17 protein-coding genes are annotated in these 18430 nt (G+C 63.3%); 10 read left to right on the top strand and 7 right to left on the bottom strand.

What is annotated here, in order from left to right; all coding sequences use genetic code 11:
* Positions 1-25 precede the first annotated feature (25 nt).
* Positions 26-466, top strand: coding sequence for an Lrp/AsnC family transcriptional regulator (locus AC07UC_RS08425; protein ID WP_056575891.1), 441 nt, complete (start codon positions 26-28; stop codon positions 464-466).
* A gap of 53 nt (positions 467-519) precedes the next feature.
* Here the strand turns inward: AC07UC_RS08425 and AC07UC_RS08420 are convergent, their stop codons facing one another.
* Positions 520-1053 carry a TetR/AcrR family transcriptional regulator gene (locus tag AC07UC_RS08420; protein ID WP_140772630.1) on the bottom strand — a complete coding sequence of 178 codons (534 nt, stop codon included), beginning with the start codon at positions 1051-1053 and terminating at the stop codon, positions 520-522.
* Between the two features lie 145 nt (positions 1054-1198).
* On the opposite strand from AC07UC_RS08420, the gene AC07UC_RS08415 reads away from it, so the two are divergent.
* Together AC07UC_RS08415 and AC07UC_RS08410 are read left to right on the top strand one after the other, a co-directional pair.
* Positions 1199-2548, top strand: coding sequence for an efflux RND transporter periplasmic adaptor subunit (locus AC07UC_RS08415; protein ID WP_494905087.1), 1350 nt, complete (start codon positions 1199-1201; stop codon positions 2546-2548).
* Complete coding sequence (locus AC07UC_RS08410) at positions 2545-5628, top strand: efflux RND transporter permease subunit (protein ID WP_140772634.1); 3084 nt, start codon at positions 2545-2547, stop codon at positions 5626-5628. The genes AC07UC_RS08415 and AC07UC_RS08410 overlap by 4 nt, the downstream gene beginning before the upstream one ends.
* Before the next feature lie 130 nt (positions 5629-5758).
* Here AC07UC_RS08410 and AC07UC_RS08405 read toward each other — a convergent pair whose 3' ends face one another.
* Together AC07UC_RS08405 and AC07UC_RS08400 are read right to left on the bottom strand one after the other, a co-directional pair.
* Positions 5759-6214 carry a L,D-transpeptidase gene (locus AC07UC_RS08405; protein WP_140772636.1) on the bottom strand — a complete coding sequence of 152 codons (456 nt, stop codon included), beginning with the start codon at positions 6212-6214 and terminating at the stop codon, positions 5759-5761.
* A 218-nt stretch (positions 6215-6432) separates the two neighbouring features.
* The gene (locus AC07UC_RS08400; protein ID WP_494905084.1) at positions 6433-6753 is read right to left on the bottom strand and encodes a hypothetical protein; all 321 of its coding nucleotides are present in this window, start codon (positions 6751-6753) and stop codon (positions 6433-6435) included.
* Positions 6754-6942: 189 nt separating this feature from the next.
* Here AC07UC_RS08400 and AC07UC_RS08395 point away from each other — a divergent pair, with 189 nt between their 5' ends.
* A complete protein-coding gene (locus tag AC07UC_RS08395) occupies positions 6943-7110 on the top strand; it encodes a hypothetical protein (RefSeq protein WP_140772640.1) in 168 nt (55 codons plus the stop codon).
* Between the two features lie 69 nt (positions 7111-7179).
* Here the strand turns inward: AC07UC_RS08395 and AC07UC_RS08390 are convergent, their stop codons facing one another.
* Positions 7180-7881 carry a response regulator transcription factor gene (locus AC07UC_RS08390; protein WP_140772642.1) on the bottom strand — a complete coding sequence of 234 codons (702 nt, stop codon included), beginning with the start codon at positions 7879-7881 and terminating at the stop codon, positions 7180-7182.
* A 45-nt stretch (positions 7882-7926) separates the two neighbouring features.
* Here AC07UC_RS08390 and AC07UC_RS08385 point away from each other — a divergent pair, with 45 nt between their 5' ends.
* A complete protein-coding gene (locus AC07UC_RS08385; RefSeq protein WP_181179873.1) occupies positions 7927-8700 on the top strand; it encodes a response regulator in 774 nt (257 codons plus the stop codon).
* Between the two features lie 94 nt (positions 8701-8794).
* The gene (locus tag AC07UC_RS08380; RefSeq protein ID WP_494905083.1) at positions 8795-10882 is read left to right on the top strand and encodes an ATP-binding protein; all 2088 of its coding nucleotides are present in this window, start codon (positions 8795-8797) and stop codon (positions 10880-10882) included.
* 120 nt (positions 10883-11002) lie between these two features.
* On the opposite strand, the gene AC07UC_RS08375 is transcribed toward AC07UC_RS08380, so the two are convergent.
* Positions 11003-11413, bottom strand: coding sequence for a hypothetical protein (locus AC07UC_RS08375; protein WP_140772646.1), 411 nt, complete (start codon positions 11411-11413; stop codon positions 11003-11005).
* Positions 11414-11910: 497 nt separating this feature from the next.
* On the opposite strand from AC07UC_RS08375, the gene AC07UC_RS08370 reads away from it, so the two are divergent.
* Positions 11911-13113: an aromatic ring-hydroxylating oxygenase subunit alpha gene (locus tag AC07UC_RS08370; RefSeq protein ID WP_140772648.1), complete on the top strand. Its 1203-nt coding sequence runs from the start codon at positions 11911-11913 to the stop codon at positions 13111-13113.
* 21 nt (positions 13114-13134) lie between these two features.
* Here AC07UC_RS08370 and AC07UC_RS08365 read toward each other — a convergent pair whose 3' ends face one another.
* The gene (locus AC07UC_RS08365) at positions 13135-13779 is read right to left on the bottom strand and encodes a TetR/AcrR family transcriptional regulator (protein ID WP_494905081.1); all 645 of its coding nucleotides are present in this window, start codon (positions 13777-13779) and stop codon (positions 13135-13137) included.
* Positions 13780-13869: 90 nt separating this feature from the next.
* Between AC07UC_RS08365 and AC07UC_RS08360 the strand changes: the two genes are divergently transcribed.
* Positions 13870-14901, top strand: coding sequence for an aldo/keto reductase (locus AC07UC_RS08360; protein WP_494905080.1), 1032 nt, complete (start codon positions 13870-13872; stop codon positions 14899-14901).
* Between the two features lie 71 nt (positions 14902-14972).
* On the opposite strand, the gene AC07UC_RS08355 is transcribed toward AC07UC_RS08360, so the two are convergent.
* Positions 14973-16391, bottom strand: a complete 1419-nt coding sequence (locus tag AC07UC_RS08355) for an aminotransferase (RefSeq protein WP_494905079.1) — start codon at positions 16389-16391, stop codon at positions 14973-14975.
* 274 nt (positions 16392-16665) lie between these two features.
* On the opposite strand from AC07UC_RS08355, the gene AC07UC_RS08350 reads away from it, so the two are divergent.
* Entirely contained in the window at positions 16666-17583 is a 918-nt protein-coding gene (locus AC07UC_RS08350) for an ABC transporter permease (RefSeq protein WP_140772656.1), read from the top strand.
* Complete coding sequence (locus AC07UC_RS08345; RefSeq protein WP_202325667.1) at positions 17580-18401, top strand: ABC transporter permease; 822 nt, start codon at positions 17580-17582, stop codon at positions 18399-18401. Before AC07UC_RS08350 ends, AC07UC_RS08345 begins: the two co-directional genes overlap by 4 nt.
* Positions 18402-18430 lie beyond the last annotated feature (29 nt).

Genomic DNA, 18430 nt, shown 5'->3' with positions numbered 1-18430 from the left:
CGGAACCGCGGGGGAGCGTGACGTCATGAAGGAACTGGACGCCAAGGACCGGGACATTCTTGCCATTCTGTCCAAGGAAGCCCGCATCCCCCTGAAGACGCTCGCGGGGCGCATCGGCCTGTCGCGCAGCGCTACGAGCGAGCGGGTGGCTTCGCTGGAAAAGAGTGGTGTCATCAGAGGCTACCGGGCCGATATCGGCCAGATGGACAAAGGACTGGTCTGCGCCTTCCTGCTGGTCACGCTGGTCCGCACGCCGTCAATCGGCATTCTCGACCAGCTGGCGCGCTATCCGGAGGTCCGGCGCGTGTCGTCGGTAAGTGGCCAGCTGGATCTCGTGGTCGAGGTCGAAGTGCCGTCGATCGACAGGCTGAACACAGTGCGCGACCTCGTTGCCACTCTCGGCGGCGTCGAGGACCTGACGACCGCGATCGTCTTGCGCCGGGACATTGAACGCGCCGTCGATTGAGAACTCCGCGACAACGGCGTCCTTCGCGCACGGCCACGTCCGCACAGCCATACCTATTTGGCGATCTCCAGCAACGACGCCACCAGCAGATCGCGCTCATCCTTCGACAGCACGTCGAAATCGAAGAGGTTCAAGCTGCGCAGCCCCTCGATGGCGAGATAACAGATCAGCAGCGATTTGAGGTCTGATGTCTCACCCTTCAGCCGCTCGAAAAGCTGCTGCTTGAATGTCTTTATCGGCGTCATGAAATCGGGATCCTCGGCGATCGCCGAAAAGATCCAGGAGGCCGAGGGCTGCTTTTCCTCGCAATCACTGGCCGACAGCCTGATATAGGCGGCGAGCGGGTTTTCGCCATCGTCGCCGCTGCTGGCGGCTTCCAGCGCTTGCTCGAAATCGCGCAGATAACCCTCGACCAGCCCCTGCATCAGTTTGGCCTTGGTCGGGAAATTGTAGAGCAGCCCGCCTTTCGATACGCCGGCGCGGCTGGCGACGGCATCCAGCGATAGGCTGCCGGGCCCGGATTCCCGGGCAACATCAGCCGCCGCTGCGAGAATCTTCTCGCGCGAGTTCGGTCGTCGGGCTCTCATGGCGCCTCCCATCGCAAGCTTAGGCCCAATTGACAAGACCGTCCAGACGGTACAGTAAGACCGCCACTATTTGAAATCGGGACCCGCAGTCGGTATGTGTCCCGATGTCCGAGCTTCGCGCCGGATTTCGACTGAGGGGACTTCCTTGTTCAAGCGCATACTTCGTATCTTTCTCATCATTGTCGTCCTGGCCGTGCTCGTCATTGTGGTCGGCGGAATCGTCGGCTTCAACTTCCTGCGCGACAACGGCATCAAGCAGTATTTCGCCACGATGAAGCCGCCGGCGGCGACCGTTTCGACGACCATCGCCAAACCGTCGAACTGGACGCCGGGCGTCGAGGCGATCGGTACGGTGCGCGCCGTGCGCGGTGTCGACCTGACGGTCGAGACCGCCGGCATCGTCAAGGAGATCCCCTTCCATGCCAACGAGAAGGTCGCGGCCAACGCAGTGCTGCTGCAACTCGACGACGCTGTCGAACGCGCGGATCTCGACGCACAGAAGGCGCAGGCCGCGCTCGATCAGGTATCGCTGACCCGCGCCATCGAACTGACCAGGCGTGGCGTCGGCTCCGACTCGACGCTGGACAGCGCGCGAGCGGCGGCGTCCGCTTCGGCATCCCAGGTCACCAGGTTGCAGGCCGTGCTCGACCAGAAGCAACTGACGGCGCCCTTCGGCGGCACGGTCGGCATTCCGAGGATCGACCTGGGCCAATACATCGCACCCGGCACCTCGGTGGTGACGCTGCAGGATCTCGACACGATGCGGGTCGACTTCTCGGTTCCCGAACAGCAGTTGCCGCTGCTCAAGATCGGTCAGACGGTTCGGCTGGGCCTGAGCGGCGCGGACATGCCGTTCGCCGGCGCCATTCGCGGCATCGACCCCAAGATCGACTCGTCCAGCCGGCTGGTGAACATCAGGGCGGAAGTCGCCAATCCGGAAGGCAAGCTTACTCCTGGCCAGTTCGTGCAGGTGCGTGTCGAATTGCCCGAGGAGCAGAACGTGCTGGCGCTGCCGCAAACGGCGCTGACCACCAGCCTTTATGGCGACTACGTCTTCGTGGTGCAGCAGGCGAAGCCCGCCGGGGCGGCCCCGGCCCAGACCGCCAAACCGGATGAGAAGCCCGCGGCGGCGGCCACCGACAAGCCGGCGGACGCCAAACCGGCCAACGCGATGAAACCGGCGGCTGATGCCATGAAGCCTGCCGCCGATGCCGCCAAGCCAGCGGACAAGGCCGCTTCCGATGCCGCCAAACCGGCGGTTGCCGACCCTGCCAAACCGGCGGCGGAAGGCGACAAGCCCGCGCTTGTCCTGTCGCAGGTCTTCGTCAAGCCCGGCCGCCGCAATCAAGGCATGGTCGAGATCGTCGAAGGTCTGAATGCCGGCGACGAGGTCGTCACCGCGGGTCAGAACCGCCTCTTCAACGGCATGTCCGTCAACGTCGACAACACGATCGACCCGACCAAATCGGCGAACAAGCAGGCCGACGACCAATGAGCTTTTCCGATCTCTTCATTCGCCGGCCCGTCCTGTCGACGGTTCTTGCCTGCATGATCCTGCTGCTCGGTTTCCAGGGCATCTTCAACCTGTCGATCCGGCAGTATCCGAAGGTTGACGAAACCGCGATCACGATCACGACGGCCTATCCGGGCGCCAGCGCCGACCTGATCCAGGGCTTCATTTCAGCCCCGATCGCGCGCGCCGTCGCCTCGACCGAGAACATCGACTACGTCACCTCGTCCAGCCGTCCGTCCTCCAGCACCGTGACGGTGCAGATGAAGCTTGGCTCCGACCCGGACGTGGCGCTCACCGAAGTGCTGTCCAAGGTCCAGGGCGTGCGTGGCACCTTGCCGGACGCGTCCAAGGATCCGGTCATCGTCAAGGGCACCGGCCAGCAGTTCGCGATGATGTACATCTCGATGCAGAATCCGAACATGACGAAGGAGCAGCTGACGGAATATATCGAGCGCGTCATCAGGCCCCGCATGTCGACGGTCGAAGGCGTCGCCGACGTACAGATCTTCGGCGCCCAGGAATACTCGATGCGCGTCTGGATCGATCCGATCAGGCTCGCGGCGCGTGGCGTGACGGCGGCGGAAGTGCTGGCGGCGATCAACAACTCGAACTTCCTGTCGGCGCCCGGTAACACCCAGAACGAGTACGTCGTTTCGTCGATCACCGTGCGCTCGACGCTGCAGACGCCGGAAGCCTTCGCCGAGCTGCCGCTGCGCTCGATCGACGGCAATGTCGTGCGGCTGCGCGACGTGGCCCGCGTCGAACTCGCTGCCGCGAACACCGATACAAGAGTGAGCTTCAACGGCAAGCCCGGCACCTTCCTCGCCATCTTCCCGACCCCGGCGGCCAATCCGCTGACCACCGCGGCAGCGCTCACCAAGCTCGTACCGCAGATCCAGGAGACGTTGCCGAAAGGCATGACGATCGAGGTCGTCTACGACGCGACCGGGCAGATCAGCGCCTCGATCGACGAAGTGTTCAAGACCATCGCCGAGGCGGTCGCCATCGTCGTCGTGGTCATCCTCTTGTTCCTTGGCTCCTTCCGTTCGGTGATGATGCCGATCATCACCATCCCGCTGTCGCTGATCGGCGTCTGTTTCCTTTTGTTCGCGGTCGGCTACTCGATCAATCTTCTGTCGCTGCTGGCCATGGTGCTGGCGATCGGCCTTGTCGTCGACGACGCCATCGTGGTGGTGGAGAACATCCACCGCCACATGGAAGAAGACCACATGTCGCCTATGCAGGCCGCCTTCAACGGCATGCGCGAAATCGCCAGTGCCATCGTCGCCATGACCATGACGCTGGCTGCCGTGTTCGCACCGCTGGCCTTCACGGGTGGCCTGACCGGCGCGCTGTTCCGTGAATTCGCGGTGACGCTCGCCGGCTCGGTGGTGCTGTCGGGCATCATCGCCATCACCATCACCCCGATGATGTCGGCACGCCTCCTGAAGCCCGGCAACGCAGGCCGTTTCCAGCGCATTGTCGACGGCACGTTCGCGCGGGTGGAGCACGTCTATGAGCGAGCCGTCACCGGTTCGTTGAACTACCGCCCGCTGACGCTGCTGATCGTGCTGGCGCTTGTCGGTGTGACCGGCTTCATGTTCACCAAGACCTCGAGTGAACTGGCTCCGGAAGAGGATCAGGGCTTCCTGCTCTCGCTGGTGACCGCGCCGCGTTACGCGACATCCGATTACACCGAGACCTACGTCAACCAGATTCTCGGTCTGGTGAGGGATATTCCGGAAACGCGGGCGCAGTTCTCCGCCGTTGCCTTCGGCGGCACGACGAACAGCGCCTTCGTCGGTTTTGCTTTCAAGGATTGGGCGGATCGCAAGCGCAATTCGAAAGAGCTGCAGGCCGACATTACCGCTCGTATCGCCAAGGTGGCGGGCGTCCAGGCCTTCGTCTTCGCTCCGCCGACGCTGCCGGGGTCCGGCGGCGGCCTGCCCATCTCCCTGGTGGTACGCTCGACCGGCGATTCTGCCGAAGTGTACGAGGCGGCCGAGCAGATCAAGAACAAGGCGCAGGCCTCCGGCCGCTTCATCGTCGTGCAGAATTCGATGGCCTATGACGCACCGCAGGTGACGGTGACCATCGACCGAGACCGCGCGGCGGCGCTCAACCTGCCGATCGCCGATATCGGCCGCACGCTCACCTTGCTGGTCGGCGGCGCCGAGGTGGCGCAGTTCGACCGCGACTCCAACAGTTACGACATCATCCCCCAGGTGCCGCAGGAATTCCGCGACAACCCCGAAAGGCTCGGCGAGTATTTCGTGCGCAGCGTGACGGGCGAGATGGTGCCGCTGTCGGCCGTGGTAAAGATTTCGAACAATGCCTCGCCGGCGGCAATCGAGCAGTTCAACCAGCTGAATTCGTCGACGATTTCCGCGCTGCCGCTGCCCGGCGTCACCACCGGCGACGGTTTGAAGGTCCTCGAGGACATTGCCAAGGAGAGCCTGCCCGATACCTTCTTCATCGACTATTCCGGCCAGTCCCGGCAGGAGAAGGAACAGGGCAACACGATCCTGATCGCTTTCGGAGCGGCAGTCATCGTCATCTACCTGGTGCTGGCGGCGCAGTTTGAGAGCTTCCGCGACCCGCTGATCATCATGATGGCGGTGCCGCTGTCGATTTTCGGCGCTATCGTGCCGCTCAATCTGGGCCTTGGCACGCTCAACATCTACACGCAGGTCGGCCTGATCACGCTGATCGGCCTGATCACCAAGCACGGCATCCTGCTGGTCGAGTTTGCCAACCAGCAGCGCGAGGCCCATGGCATGCGGCGGCGCGACGCCATCATCGCCTCGGCCAAGGTGCGCCTGCGGCCGATCCTGATGACGACGGCGGCAATGGCGCTTGGCGTTGTGCCGCTGATCACGTCGAGCGGCGCTGGTGCCGCGGCCCGCTATTCGATGGGCCTGGTCATCTTCACCGGCATCCTGGTTGGCACCATGTTCACGCTCTTCGTCGTGCCCATGTTCTACACCTTCATCGCCAGCAAGGACTTGCCGCATCACGCGGAAAAGCCGGATCCGAAATTGATGCCGGCGCTGCCGGATTGATGGAAAGACGAAGAACAAAAAAGAGGCCGGGAATTTCCCGGCCTCTTTTTTTGGCTGCGCTCAACCGCGGGAAATGGTCCTGCGGGAGTCCTGAACAGACACGGCGGTCCGCCGGCCCGCTGACAGCCTGCTACTTGACGATGACGATGCTGGTGTTGGCCGGCCCGAAGGTCTCGACAAGCTGGTAGAAATCGGCGGCATTGTCGGGATGCAGCCGCACGCAGCCATGCGAGGCCGGTTGGCCGAGGCGCTTGATCGCATAGGTGGCGTGCACCGCGTAGCCGCCGCTGAAGAACACCGAGTGCGGCATCGGCGCGTTGTCGTACTTCTTCGAATACCACATCTCATGCATGCGCGTCGGCTTGAACGAGCCCGTCGGCGTCACATGCGCCCGGTCGCCGGTGGAAACCTTCCAGGCGAAGGTCGGCCGGCCATCGACCGAGACTTCCATGATCTGCTGTGAAAGCGAGACCCGCGCCACGATCTTGTTGGCGGCGTGCGCTGCGTCGGCGCCGAACAGAAGCGCGGCACCCGTGAGCGCGGCGGCGGTGATGTTGATGAGCTTGGCGGAAATGGTGGTGTGCATGATATCCCCTCTCTCTGCCGGTCCGGCCGGCTCCAATTCGATGAGCGGCTTATCGCTGCGGCATGTTTCGGACAGATTTCACGAAATGCTCGTTTGTGTTTCGAATCTGTTTCCTCCGGTTAACAAATTAAGCGGTCGCATCGCCTGCGTTCGCTCGCGTAAACCGGAGCGGGATGCGGCACATAGGTATTTTCCTCGAAACGAAAGTTCGTATTCCATTATATGAAAGGCCTGTGGCCTATCTCGAAATCAATCTGCAACAAAACGTCGGGTCGGGCGGCATGATCCGGATACGGGCCGGAAGCAAAGTTGACGTAACGAAAGCAGACGGCAACGACCATGGGAACGAAAACGAACACGCGATCCTGGCTTTTCAGGATCAGCATCGCGGCGGCGGTCATCGGCGGTGTCGGCACGGTTGCCGGCGGTTCCGTGGCAAGGTTGGCGGCGATGAGTTCGAACGAGATCTCTACACTGCACGCCGCCCTGTTTTCCGCCACGGTCTGGATTGTGTCCAGCCTGCGCATCGCCCGGCTCAAGGCCCTCTGGCGGGTTGGCCTTCGGTTGCTGGCATTGCGCGGCCCCTCCGGCATCTTGCTGCCGAGAGGACCGAAGGCCCGCGCCGCGACGGGGGGCTCCGTGGGCGGCGCGGGCACTTCGGGAGTTTCCTGAAGCGACCCGCGTCACATTGATTTTTGAAGAATTGGCATTTCTGGGGAGTTGGAACGATGAAAACGAAATTCGCGGCCTCGGTGCTTTCCGCATTGCTTTATGCGCAGGGCCTGCTCGGCTTTGCCGCCCTTGCCACCGTGCTCCTGAGGGATCGTGCCCAGGCCAATGAACTCGTCATGAGCAACGACATGCCATCGGGGCCGTCGCTGCTGGTGGTACGCTGAGCTTCGGGAGCATCGGTGCGAGGGGGAAATCCGATGCTCAACCAGAAAGATCTTCCGGGCACCCTGCCATCAGTCAGCGAATTGCTGCGGCGGATCGAACCGGTAACCGGCGCCGCGTATGGTGGTGATGGTCTCGGTGTCGAGCTTGCGGCGCAGCCGCACGATGCGCGAATCGATCGAGCGATCGAAGGCGTCGGCGTTCTCGGCCGGTGCCGCGGCGATGATGTCGTCACGCGTCAGCACCTTGCGGGGGCTCGCCAGGAACAGCCGGAGCAGCGCAACCTGGCCGGGCGAAAGCTGTTCCTCCGTGCCGGAGCGGTGCATGACGATGGCCGACCTCAAATCGACGGTCGCATTCTCCAGCACGATCAGTTCCTGGGTGCCCCTGCCGCGCCGCGACAGCAGGCCGCCGACACGGGCGGCGAGTTCCCTGACATTGAGCGGGCTTTCGACAACGTCGGCCGCACCCAGTTCGAGCGCCAGCACCTTGTCGACCAGATCGCTAGGCCGGCAGATCAGGATGAAGTCGGGTCCATCCCCGCCGCCCTCGCCTTGGCCGCCATAACGCCTGAGCAGATCCCGCCCTTCCGCCTGGCTGAGACTGTCACCGACGACAACGACATCGATGCCCCTGCCCGCCAGCAGCGATTCCGCCTCCCAGGGCTGTCGCGCCTGGCGCACGTCATGGCCACGCCGCTCGAGATGGTCTGCAAGTTCGGTCGCGACCACCTCGGCGACGGAAACAAGCGCGATGACGGCTCGTGCGGCCATGTTTTCCAACCATTCCCTTGCAACCGGATATGAGTGCTGGACATGATGTTTATACCCAATCTACTTTCCACTGAAAGTGGGAGCGAGTGCATCGTGCGGGCAAGAATTGTTATCGTCGAGGACGAGCCCGACCTGAGGGACGCGGTTGCCGAATATCTCGGCGCCGCCGGTTATGACGTGGCGACCGCGGAAACCGCGGCCGCCGCGCGCAGCCTGATCGAAACGCAACCCTTCCATCTGGCCATCCTCGACATCGCCATGCCGGGCGAGGACGGGCTGTCGCTTGGCCGCTGGCTGCGCTCGAAAATGCCGATCGGCATCATCTACGCGACCGCCGCCGGCACCGCGCTCGACCGCATCGTCGGGCTGGAACTCGGCGCCGACGACTACATCGTCAAGCCATACGAATTGCGCGAAGTGCTGGCGAGGGTCCGCAGTGTGCTGCGCCGCGTTCCGCAGCCGACGGAGCTGCTCGACAGGAAAGCCAAGGCAGATCGCCGCTCGGTCGCCTTCGGCCCGTTCCAGGCCGATCTCGACGGCAGGCTGGTCACCGGGGCCAATGGCGCCGTGATCGACATGGCCAAGAGCGAATTCGACGTGCTGGAGGTCTTCCTGACCCGCGCCAACCGGCTGCTGACACGAGCCGCGATCTCGGAGGCCATCGGCTTCACCGAGGATCCGGAATCGTCGCGCGCCGTCGACATCCGCATCATGCGCCTGAGGAAGAAGATCGAGATGGACCCGGCCAACCCGAAATTCCTGCGCACGGTGCGCGGCGAAGGCTATATCTTCTCGCTGCCGACCGGCGACGGCAACTGAGCGCCAGGCCCACAGGGTTCAGGTTCGCAGCCGTTGCTCGCCGATCGAATTTGGGCCGATCGAATTGGCAATGACCTTGGAATAACGGCTGACAATGACGGGCGAAGCAACAAGCACGGATATGCAGGGTTTCAGGCAGGGCGCGGCGATGGCGGCCGTGCGCGTCGTTCGTCGGCTGCGCGAGGCCGGCGACTGGCAGCGCGAAATGGACGGGATATTGGAGACGCTGTGCCGGGCCATCGAGTGCCAGCGCGGCATCCTTTTCCGCTTGCGTGAGCTGCCTGGCCAGGGCTTTGCCCAGTCGGTGTCCGCCTACTGGATCGACCCCGACTTCGGTGGAGAACTGGCATCGCCGACCGTCATCATGCAGTCGATCGTCAACTCCGATCCGCTGTTGGAGCGCGTGGCCGAGGACGAACGGCAAGGCAAGATCTTCGCCGGGCACACGCGCAATCTCGAAGGCTTCCTGAGAACCGATTTCGAGAAGCAGAGCATCAAGTCGTTCCTGTCGGTGTCGGTCTTCGCGCATGGCCATCTGTGGGGCACGCTGGCCGTCAATGACTGCGTCGGCGAGCGCGAGTGGACCGATGAGGAAGAGGCGACGCTGCACATCATCGCGCTCGCCATCGGCGACGCCATCGAACACTCGCCCTCCGACGCCCATGCCAGCGAAGTTATCCGGCGAACCATGCTGCAAGCCTCGCTCGACGCCATCATCGTCATCGACGAGGCCGGATCGATCATCGAATTCAATCCTGCCGCCGAAAAGATGTTCGGCTTCCGGCGCAGCGACATCCTCGGCAAGGACCTGCTCGACACCGTCGTGCCCGTATACTACCGCAAGGGCTATTCCTCGGGCGCCGACTACATGTCGGGCCGCGGCGCGCCCATGGTCGGCCAGCGGCTCGAGACCGTGACGCAGAATGCCGCTGGCGAGGTTTTTCCGATCGAACTGACGGCGACCGAGATGCGGGTCGCCGACCGCCGCCTGATCTTCGGCTCGATCCGCGATTTGCGCGACAGGCTACGCGCCGAGGAAGAGATCAACCGGCAGCGCGAGAAACTGCATCAGAACGAGAAGATGGCGGCGATGGGCTCGCTGCTCGCGGGTGTTTCGCACGAGCTCAACAACCCGCTGGCGGTGGTGGTCGCGCAATCGACACTGCTGCATGAATTCGCCACCGATCCACAGACCAAGGTCCGCGCCGAGAAGGTCCGCGCCGCCGCCGAGCGCTGCGGCCGCATCGTCAAGAGCTTCCTCTCCATGGTGCGCCTGCATCCAGCGGCGCAGGCCGAGACCGATCTCAACCAGGTGATCCGTGCCGCCCTCGAGGTGACAGCCTACGGCGCCCGCTCGAGCGGCATCATCATCGATACCGATTTCGCGCCCGGTCCGCTGCTGGCCATGGCGGACGCCGACCACGTGACGCAGGTGGCCGCCAACTTTTTGATCAACAGCCAGCATGCGCTTGCCGGCATTGCCGGCGACCGGCTGATCAAGGTGCGGACATTCCGTACCGATCGCGGCAATCCCGGCTTTTCGGTCGAGGACAACGGGCCCGGCATTCCGGAAGCGATCCGCAACCGCATCTTCGAATCCTATTTCACCACCAAGCCCGTTGGCGTGGGCACCGGCATTGGCCTGTCGATCTCGAAATCGATCATCGAACGGCACAATGGCAATGTCTGGTTCGAGGAAGTTGTGCCCAGAGGCGCGCGTTTCGTCGTCCATCTGCCGGCCATCTCGGCGGGCATCGCCGCCGCCGGCGAGACGCAGCCACGCTCGAGCGGTCTGCGTCATGCCTTGATCATCGACGACGAACCTGACGTCGCCGGCTCGCTGTCGGACATTCTCGAGCTGATGGGCATCAAGTCGCGGATCGCGCCCGTCTGGGTATCGGGCACCGCCACCTTGAGCGGCCACATGCCACCGGACATCGTCTTTTCGGACCTGCGCATGCCCGGCACATCGGGCATAGCGATCTACCGCGAACTGCTTGCCGAGAGGCCCGACCTCGCACGACGTTTCGTGCTGGTCACCGGCGATCTGATCGGCGCCAAGGCGGAAATCGAGGCCTTGCCGGCGCAGCAGCGGCCGCAAATCCTGGAAAAGCCGTTCAGCACGCTGGACGTGCGCAGCGTGCTTTCAACGATTGCCGAGCAGGCGGCGTTGAAAGGGTAAAAAAAGAGGCTCCCGGCCGACTGAGCGGCGGGAGCCGAAGAGAGCGCTGGAGGAGCGCTCGGGGAGGTCAGAGCATGATCCCGAATGGGAACGGGTTTCGGGACCACGCTTCGACGGAAATCAGAAAATGTTTGGCGTGTTGGTCAGTGGTGCGGCATTGGCGATCATGCGGATCGCGCGGGCCTTGTGCGTGCCGGACTGCTCGGCGATAGCGCGCAGGCAATCCACGCTCTCGGCGCCCCAGGCCTGTCCCTTGCAGGCGAAATCGAGCGTCGGCATCGGCAGCCGCGCGGTCTTGATTGTCGTCGGCGCGCCGTCAACGACGTTGGCCGGCGGGTTCAACGAAGCGAAGGCCGGCCCGACTGTCGGCGTAAGCGCCATGCCGACGAAGGCGCAAGCAGCCAGTCCCATGAACATAGCCATCGGGTGGTCGCTGGCGCGTTGGCGCAGCGCCAGTTTCGGGCGGCGGTCAGCGCGCTCTGGAGCCTGGAGGCGGTGCTCGCCGCTGATGATCTTGACTTTCGCATGCATTGCCTTCCCCTTCGCTGCGTTTCTTTTTGCTGATGAAACGAACTTACTCGCGCTTTGTAACAGCACGAACGTGGTGTAGATCTGGCAATGTAACCAGGTTGAAACAGAAGTTTCGGGCAAAATCGGGCAGAATCGGTCATTCCGGATCGCATGTGGCCGAGGCAAGCGAACCTCAGGCCAAGTCCCACGGGCGATCCCGGCCCCAAGCGCCTGCCGAACAGCAGATCGGCCGAGGCGCGGCGAGCGCTTTTTGCCTCCGGCCAGGCGTCTTGTCCTTCGTTTTCCGCGCTTCGGGATATCGTGTCGAAACGGCGCCTCGGAACCGAGGCTAACACCCGGATTCTCCGCGATTTTCCTGGGCAGCAGCCGTATCGAATTCAGCCAAGGGCAATGCCAGGGCCTCGCCTTGAAACCATTCGTATTTTCACAAGCCATTGCATTTCAATGAAAAATATGCTTTTATTGAATGATTATTCAACAAAAAGAAGAGACGTTTTATGAACCCGCACCTCCGTGACGTGGCGATCCCCAACGATTGGGACCGGCGGGGACTACCGGGCTGGAGTTACCATTCCGATGCCCTTCTCGAGCTTGAGAAGGAGCATGTTTTCCGCAACCACTGGCAGATCGTCGGCCATGTCAGCGACGTGCCCAACCCCGGCGATTACCTGACCATGGACGTGGTCGGCGAACGCGCCCTCATCGTGCGCGGCAAGGATGGCGTCGTGCGCGGCTTCAACAACATGTGCCGCCATCGCGGCAGCCGCGTCGTCGCCGACAGCCAGGGCAATTGCAAGAACGCGCTGGTGTGCCCGTTCCATGGCTGGGTCTACAATCTCGACGGCACGCTGCGCGGCGCCGCGCGCCCGCGCTCCTTCCCCGACCTCGACAAGACCGAGTTCGGCCTGATGCAGCTCGATCTCGAAATCTGGATGGGCTTCATTTTCATCCGCTTCCGCAATGGCGGCCCGCAGCCTTCAGTCGCCGAACTGATGAAGCCGATCGAACCCGAATTCGCGCACTACAATGCCGCCGACATGGTGCCGTCCTGGGGCATCTGGACCCAGAAGACCCCGGTCAACTGGAAGTCGGTGCGCGATGTCGACAATGAGGGCTATCACGTCGCCATGGCGCATCCCGCCTTGCAGGATCTCTATGGCGCGACCTATTTCGACGAGCCCTTCATAAACGGCGTGTCGCGATCCTTCGCCACCTACAACCCGCATGCCGGCCGCCGCTGGAGCGTCAGGAACTACGTCAAGATCGCGCCCGAGCCGACGCATCTGCCGGACTATCTGAAGAAGGCATGGGTCTACTATGGCATTTTCCCCAATGCGGTCATTTCGGTGATGCCGGAATCCGTGCAGTTCTATCAGGAGTTTCCGCTGTCGACGGGTCAGACCCTGCTGCGCGGCGCCATCTACCGTTACCGCGACGAAAGCCGCGAGCAGGCCGCCGCCAGATACCTGTCCTTCCGCATCGACCGCGACACCATGTCGGAAGATGTGCAGTTGTCCGTGTGGTCGAACGAATCCATGCTGTCCGAGGCCTTTGAGGGCTTCTATCTCTCAGACCTCGAATACGGTGTGCGCACCCACCACGACCATCTGCGCAAGATGCTGCCGGTGCTGGGCCTGGAGACCGCGCCCGAGGAGAAGGACATGTGGAATCTGAATGACGCGCTCAGGTCGCGGTCCTAGAGCAGTGCAGGTTTGGCCCCGCTACGACGATTTCGCGCCGTGGCGCAGCCCGTCGACGAGGAGAGCGACCATGCGCTCCGCGCGGCCGCTTCCGGCATTGTGGGCCGACATGCAAAGGCTCGCCACCGCACCAAGAAGCTCGTCGGCATCGACATCGGCGCGGATTTCGCCGGCGTCGGTCGCGGTCTTCAGAAGCGTGCGCAGGGCAGGCCGCAGCCTCTGGTCGAAGTAACCCGGCAGGCTGTCGAACGCCGGATCTCCTGAGTGAAGGGCCTTGGCGAGCCCACGCTTGGCCGCGACGAAGGCCGCGTATCGCTGCATCCAGTTCGCCAGCGCATCGAAGGGTCCATGCCCTGCCGACAGGGTCGATGCTGCGTCCGCGCAGGCATCGATCTCGCGGCGGAAGACGGCGGCGATCAGGTCGGAGCGCTGCGGAAAGTGCCGATAGACGGTACCGATGCCGACGCCCGCCCTTTCGGCGATCTCGCGCACCGGCGCATCCACGCCGGAGCTCGCAAACACCGCCATGGCCGTCTGGAGCAGCGTGTCGAGATTGCGCCGAGCGTCGGCGCGCACGCGCCGGTCGGCGCGAGCCCGAGGCTCCAGGCCACCTTCTGAATCGTCTGTCTGGTCGTTCACGGCACACCCGCTTGCAAAACGGAACATTGTTCCGTATAAAAACGGAATACTGTTCCGCTTAGACCGAATAGCACAGCAAGGCAGTGCTGGCCACAACCCTGCACCAAGGAGAACGTTATGCACTACCGCACACTGGGACGAACCGGCATCAAGGTCAGCCCTTACTGCCTGGGCGCGATGATGTTCGGCGGACTGGGCAATCCCGACCACGACGATTGCATCCGCATAATCCACAAAGCCCTGGATCACGGCATCAACTTCATCGACACCGCCGACCGGTATAGCCGCGGCGAGTCGGAGGAGATCGTCGGCAAGGCGCTGAAGGGCCGGCGCGACAACATCGTGCTGACCACCAAGGTGAATGGGCCCATGGGGGAAGACGCGAACAGCCAGGGCAATTCACGACGCTGGATCATGCAGGCTGTGGAGGCGTCGCTGCGCCGCCTGCAAACCGACCATATCGATCTCTACCTCATCCATCGGCCGGCGCCGGACACAGACATCGAGGAAACGCTTTCCGCGCTCACCGATCTGATGCGCGCCGGCAAGGTGCGGGCGATCGGATCGTCGACCTTCCCGGCCTCCGAGATCGTCGAGGCCCAATGGGTCGCCGAGCGGCACGGGCTGGCCCGTTTCCGCACGGAACAGCCGCCATATTCGATCCTCGATCGCGGCATCGAGCGCGACGTGCTTCCCACCTGCGAGCGACATGGAATGGGAGCGATGGTCTGGAGCCCATTGTCGAAAGGCATGCTCACCGGGCGTTACCGCAAGGGGCAGAAGATGCCCGACAGCCTGCGGGTGAAATACATGCCCAGGCAAATGTCGGATGAGCGCAGCCTGGATGCGGTCGAGCAACTCATCCCGTTGGCGAACGAGGCCGGGCTGTCGCTCACCCACATGGCGATGGCTTTCGTGATGGCTCATCGGGGCGTGACATCGGCCATTCTTGGACCGCGCACGATGCAGCATCTCGAAGATCTGCTCGCCGGCGCCGAGGTTCGCCTCGGCGACGACATTCTGGATCGGATCGATCAGATCGTCCCGCCGGGAACCGATGTCGGACTGAATGAGGCCAACTACAACCCGCCGGCGATCCTGCAAGCCGATCAGCGCCGCCGGCCTGCCGGCGAACGCGCCGCTGCATAGATCCGCAAGGTCGGAGGAGATCACCTGCCCAACAGGCACCTTCTCCCCGTGAAACGGGAGAAGGGAGAGCTTTATCCCTGCCACACGCCTTCCCGACGCAGGTCATCCATCGTGCGTGAAATGCCTTCGCGCAGGATTGCGACCATGTCGTCGATCTGCTCGCGCGTGATGATCAGCGGCGGCGACATCACGCACATATTGATCAGCGGACGCACCAGCAGGCCAAGCTCATGGCAATGGGCGTCGATGCGTTTGCCGACATCCTTGTCGAGTTGCAGCGGGTCCTTGCTTTCGCGGTCGGCGACGCATTCCACGCAGCCCATCAGCCCCACGCCGCGCACCTCGCCGACCAACGGCAGGTCTTCCAGCGTCTTCAGCTGCGCCTGGAAATAGGGGGCGACCGCCTGCGTGTGCGCAAGCACGCCTTCTTCCAGCAGGTCGAGGTTCTTCAGCGCCACGGCGCAACCGACGGGGTGGCTAGTGTAGGTCAGGCCGTGGCCGAACATCGCATCGGGATGGTTCGAGCGGCGAAGTTCTTCCAGCAGCCGTTCCGAGATGATGACGCCACCGAGCGGAAAATAACCCGAGGTGACGCCCTTGGCGAAGGTGATCATGTCGGGATCGATGCCGAACACGTCGCCCGAAGCGAAGACATGGCCAAGCCGGCCAAAGCCCGTCACCACCTCGTCGGAGACATACAGGATGTCGTTGTCGCGGCAGATCTCGCGGATGCGCCCGAGATAGCCATCGGGCGGCACGACGACGCCACCGGAGGCCTGCACCGGCTCGCCGACGAAGGCGCCTATTCTGTCGGCGCCGACACGGGCGACCGTGTCGCGGAACTGGTCGACGAGGAAATCGGTGAAGGCGGCAAGGCTCATGCCTTGCGGACGGCGGAACGGATCGGGCGAGGACAGCTTGATCACCAGCTCGTCGGCACCATCCATCCAGTCGCGGTCGCGTGGTCGGCCGTTGAGCGAGGCCGACAGGTAGGTCGAGCCGTGATAGGCGCCGCCGCGCGACAGGATCAGCTTCTTTTCCGGGCGGCCGCGCACATTGTTGTAGAACTGCATGAAGCGCAGCGCCGTCTCCACGGCCGAAGAGCCGCCGGTGGTGTAGAAGACATGGCTGAGATCGCCCGGCGCATGGCCGGCGATGCGCATGGCAAGCTCCGCCGATGGCGCGTTCATCGTGTACCAGGGCGTGTTGTAGGACAACGCCATCGCCTGGTCGTACATCACCTTGGCCAGCTCCTCGCGGCGGTGGCCGACATTGACGCACCACATGCCGGCCGGCCCGTCGATCAGCCGCTTGCCGGTGTTGTCGGTGATGTAGATGCCGTCGCCCTCACCGATCAGCGCGCGTGCTTCCGCACCGACGGAACCGGCATAAGGCCAGGGCTGGATGAGATGGCGCTTGGCCAGTTCGATGGCATCGCCGCCGCCGGGCTCGGTCGTCTCGGTCGCTCTTAGATCTCTCGCAGCCGCCATGATCGCCTCCACATCATCTCATCGATTTCTTCTCGGGCATCCAATTCAGCGTCAAATGCCGAAAATCCGGGCTTTCTTCACTTCATTTTGAATGTCCGTTCAATCAATATTGCAGAAATAGCGCTTGATTTCAATCCGCGGATACGGGCATGATGAAAGAAAGCCGGCAAGGGGAACAACAAGTCGGCGCCAGCACAATGGGATGCCGCATGGCGGAACAGTCCAGGCCAGCAACCGAAATCACGCCCGGAGCCCTGCCCCCCGGAGTCTGGCAATGACGGCGGCGGCGGAAGGGTCGCCCCCGCTGCGCATGACGCGGGCCAGACGAAATGCCCTTCTGCAGTCCGAGCCCGTACAGGGCTTTGCCCTGATCAGCCCGACCTTTCTCTACGCGCTCATCCTGCTGGTCCTGCCGATCCTGGTGGTCATCGCCCATTCCTTCTGGACACAGCATTACCTGACCATCGACCGCACCTTCACGCTGGAAAACTACCGCGTCGCGCTGACCGAACCGATATACCGGGATCTGTTGTGGCGCTCGCTCTACATCTCGCTGACGGTGAGCCTGCTCACCGTCATCCTCGCCTACCCGATCGCCTACTTCATTTCTTTCCATGGCGGCCGTCACAAGAGCCTGTGGCTGTTCCTCATCACCATCCCGTTCTGGACCAGCTATCTCCTGCGCGTCATGTCCTGGAAGGTCATCCTTGGCTACAACGGGGTCCTGAATTCCGGCCTGATGGGCCTCGGCATCATCCACGAGCCGTCGACGGCCCTGCTCTACAATTCGAGCGCCGTCATCATCACGCTTACCCACGCCTGGGCGGCCTTCGCCATCCTGCCGATCTTCGTCTCGCTGGAGAAGGTCGACCGCACGCTGGTCGAAGCGGCCACCGACCTTGGCGACGGCCCCTTGCGCTCGTTCCTGCGCGTGACCTTGCCGCTGTCGGCACCAGGCGTCATCTCGGCGGCGCTGATCGTCATGATCCCGACCGTCGGCGACTACGTCACGCCGAAGCTCGTCGGCGGCAAGGACGGCGTCATGATCGCCAATGCCATCCAGGCGCAGTTCGGCAAGGCCGCCAACTGGCCGCTGGGTGCCGCCCTTTCCGTCACCACCATGCTGATCGTCACCTTGATGGCCGGCGCCACGGTGCTGATCATCCGCGCCTTGCAGAGGCTGGCACGATGAGGGCGCGGCGTTTCCTTTCGGGCGGCTGGCTGTCCGTCTATGCGTTCCTCTACATCGTCTTCCTCTATCTGCCCGTCATCTTCCTGCCGATCTTCTCGATCAACACCGCGCCAACGCCGAAATTCCCGCTCACCGGCTTCACCCTGCAATGGTATGCGGACCTGCCGCACACGCCGGCCCTGCTCGACGCCGCCTGGAACAGCCTCAAAGTCGGTGTCTGCGCCTCGGTTCTCGCCACCGTGCTCGGCATCCTCGCCGCCCGCTCGATCACCCGCTACCGCTATCCCGGCCGCCGCACCATCAACGGCCTGATCATGGCGCCGCTGGTGCTGCCCGAGGTGATCGTCGCCATCTCCATGCTGCTGGTGATGCTGCAGCTGGGCTTGAGCCTGTCGCTATTCACCGTCGTGCTCGGCCATGTGCTGGTCTGCATCCCCTATTCGATGACGGTGCTGACCTCCGGTTTCGAAGGCTTCGACCGCAGCCTGGAGGAAGCCTCCGCCGACCTCGGCGAAAGCGCTTTCGGCACCTTCCGGCGGGTGACGCTGCCGATGGTGGCGCCGGCCATCATCTCGAGCCTGCTCGTCTGCTTCACCATCTCGCTCGACGAATTCATCATCGCCTTCTTCCTGACCGGCACCGAAGCGACGCTGCCGATCTACATCTGGGGCCAGTTGCGCTTCGCCTCGAAACTGCCAGGCGTGCTGGCGCTGGGCACGCTGCTGCTCGTGGCCTCTTTCCTGTTGATGACGATTGCCGAAATCCTGCGTCGCCGCGCGGCCAGACGCACCCAGAACGAGGGAGGCCTCTATGCCTGAACAGCCGCAGATCGAGCGCCCTCAATCCG

This window comes from Mesorhizobium sp. GW821-FHT04C10, assembly GCF_059420305.1.
Note: the sequence above shows the minus strand (reverse complement) of the source record. Positions and strands in the feature narration are given on the sequence as shown.

Excerpts from the sequence above, each read along its gene's own strand:
- AC07UC_RS08350 (WP_140772656.1), top strand. The coding sequence starts at position 16,666 with ATGACGGCGGCGGCGGAAGGGTCGCCCCCGCTGCGCATGACGCGGGCC.
- AC07UC_RS08345 (WP_202325667.1), top strand. The coding sequence starts at position 17,580 with ATGAGGGCGCGGCGTTTCCTTTCGGGCGGCTGGCTGTCCGTCTATGCG.
- AC07UC_RS08365 (WP_494905081.1), bottom strand. The coding sequence starts at position 13,779 with ATGTTCCGTTTTGCAAGCGGGTGTGCCGTGAACGACCAGACAGACGAT.
- AC07UC_RS08385 (WP_181179873.1), top strand. The coding sequence starts at position 7,927 with ATGTTTATACCCAATCTACTTTCCACTGAAAGTGGGAGCGAGTGCATC.
- AC07UC_RS08405 (WP_140772636.1), bottom strand. The coding sequence starts at position 6,214 with ATGCACACCACCATTTCCGCCAAGCTCATCAACATCACCGCCGCCGCG.
- AC07UC_RS08410 (WP_140772634.1), top strand. The coding sequence starts at position 2,545 with ATGAGCTTTTCCGATCTCTTCATTCGCCGGCCCGTCCTGTCGACGGTT.
- AC07UC_RS08390 (WP_140772642.1), bottom strand. The coding sequence starts at position 7,881 with ATGGCCGCACGAGCCGTCATCGCGCTTGTTTCCGTCGCCGAGGTGGTC.
- AC07UC_RS08375 (WP_140772646.1), bottom strand. The coding sequence starts at position 11,413 with ATGCATGCGAAAGTCAAGATCATCAGCGGCGAGCACCGCCTCCAGGCT.
- AC07UC_RS08380 (WP_494905083.1), top strand. The coding sequence starts at position 8,795 with ATGACGGGCGAAGCAACAAGCACGGATATGCAGGGTTTCAGGCAGGGC.
- AC07UC_RS08420 (WP_140772630.1), bottom strand. The coding sequence starts at position 1,053 with ATGAGAGCCCGACGACCGAACTCGCGCGAGAAGATTCTCGCAGCGGCG.
- AC07UC_RS08360 (WP_494905080.1), top strand. The coding sequence starts at position 13,870 with ATGCACTACCGCACACTGGGACGAACCGGCATCAAGGTCAGCCCTTAC.
- AC07UC_RS08370 (WP_140772648.1), top strand. The coding sequence starts at position 11,911 with ATGAACCCGCACCTCCGTGACGTGGCGATCCCCAACGATTGGGACCGG.
- AC07UC_RS08395 (WP_140772640.1), top strand. The coding sequence starts at position 6,943 with ATGAAAACGAAATTCGCGGCCTCGGTGCTTTCCGCATTGCTTTATGCG.
- AC07UC_RS08425 (WP_056575891.1), top strand. The coding sequence starts at position 26 with ATGAAGGAACTGGACGCCAAGGACCGGGACATTCTTGCCATTCTGTCC.
- AC07UC_RS08355 (WP_494905079.1), bottom strand. The coding sequence starts at position 16,391 with ATGGCGGCTGCGAGAGATCTAAGAGCGACCGAGACGACCGAGCCCGGC.